Below are 1,501 nucleotides of genomic sequence, written 5' to 3'. Positions count from 1 at the left end.
AATTGAGACAAACTGGAGAACCTAATGAAGACACTAGAAAAGTCTCTCCAAATGAATTTGCTCTTGATGGATCATATTCTTTAAAACTAAGTGAAACCTTCTCCATGGCAGTGGCAGGAAGATACATCCGATCTAACCTCAAAGTATCCGACAGCAACAATGATGCATCTGCTGCTAATACCTTTTCTATAGATGTTGCCGGATTTTTTCAATCTGAAGAAATTGCATACAATGAGTTTAACGGTAGATGGAGAGCGGGTTTTAATATTCAAAATCTTGGTCCTAAAATAAGCTATGACAATGACGATATAAATTCTAATTTCCTTCCTGCTAACTTAAAAATAGGAACTGGTTTTGATTTTATATTTGACGATTATAACAAACTCGCTGTGAACGTTGAATTCAACAAATTGCTAGTCCCTACCCCGCAATTTGGCACCGATTTAAATGGTGATGGTGTAGTTGATTCAAATGACTCAACTATAGCTAAAGAAGATTACAATTCTATTGGATGGACTTCAGGTATTTTCAAATCATTTGGCGATGCCCCTGATGGAATTAACGAAGAACTGGACGAAGTTACTTATGCCCTTGGAGCAGAATATCTTTACCAAGACTCATTTGCTATGCGTTTAGGATATTTTAACGAAAGTGCTTTAAAAGGAGCTCGAAAATATTTCTCACTAGGAGCAGGATTTAAATATAGCACCGTTAAAATTGACGTATCATACTTGTTTTCGGCATCTAAAGTAAAAAACCCGCTAGAAAATACCTTGCGTTTTTCGCTAACACTTAATTTTGGAGACAAATATGATGAATATTAGTTCTAAAGAAAATAACTAATTCAAAAATCCAAATTTCATAATTAAGAAATTTGGATTTTTTTATACCTACAATATGAAAGAATTAACTATTATAAGCCTATTTACGGTCTATAACAACACAACAGAATTACCGATTGAAATACAAAATCTGCTGATAAAAGCAATCAAAATAAGACAAAGCGCCTATGCTCCTTATTCACAATTTAAAGTCGGAGTAGCTATCTTATTAGCTAATGGAGAAATCATCCTAGGAGCTAACCAAGAGAATGCCGCCTATCCTTCAGGGCTTTGCGCCGAACGTGTTGCAATTTATCAAGCAGGCACGCTTTACCCCAATATACTCATCAAAAAGATCATTATATCCGCCTCATCGGATATAAAACAAACTACAACACCTATCCCTCCTTGCGGTGCCTGTAGACAAGCCATAGCAGAATATGAAATAAAACAAGAACAACCCATTGAAATTTATTTCACAGGAGAATCAGGGGATATCTATAAATCCCCATCTCTTAAAAACTTGCTCCCACTATTATTTAACAAAAACCTTTTGTAATAATACTAAAAATCAGCATTAAAATTTTAGTTCTTAATTCTAATGTCCTATTTTTGCAATTCGCAAATTTGTTCGATTAAACTATTTTGCGATATGTTTAACAATTGACAACACAATAAAA

The 1,501-nt window shown here is 34.2% G+C and carries 2 protein-coding genes; both read left to right on the top strand.

What is annotated here, in order from left to right:
• Positions 1-824, top strand: an 824-nt coding sequence (gene porV, locus WBQ70_RS02095; RefSeq protein ID WP_423909895.1) for a type IX secretion system outer membrane channel protein PorV, incomplete at its 5' end; no start/stop codon positions are given.
• Between the two features lie 73 nt (positions 825-897).
• Positions 898-1,380, top strand: coding sequence for a cytidine deaminase (locus WBQ70_RS02090; RefSeq protein ID WP_423909892.1), 483 nt, complete (start codon positions 898-900; stop codon positions 1,378-1,380).
• The last annotated feature ends 121 nt before the right edge of the window (positions 1,381-1,501 follow it).

Origin of the sequence: Flavobacterium sp. (assembly GCF_049590715.1) — a bacterium.
In the GTDB taxonomy this organism is placed as follows: domain Bacteria; phylum Bacteroidota; class Bacteroidia; order Flavobacteriales; family Flavobacteriaceae; genus Flavobacterium.
This window is presented reverse-complemented; position numbering and strand designations above follow the sequence as displayed.

Excerpts from the sequence above, each read along its gene's own strand:
- WBQ70_RS02090 (WP_423909892.1), top strand. The coding sequence starts at position 898 with ATGAAAGAATTAACTATTATAAGCCTATTTACGGTCTATAACAACACA.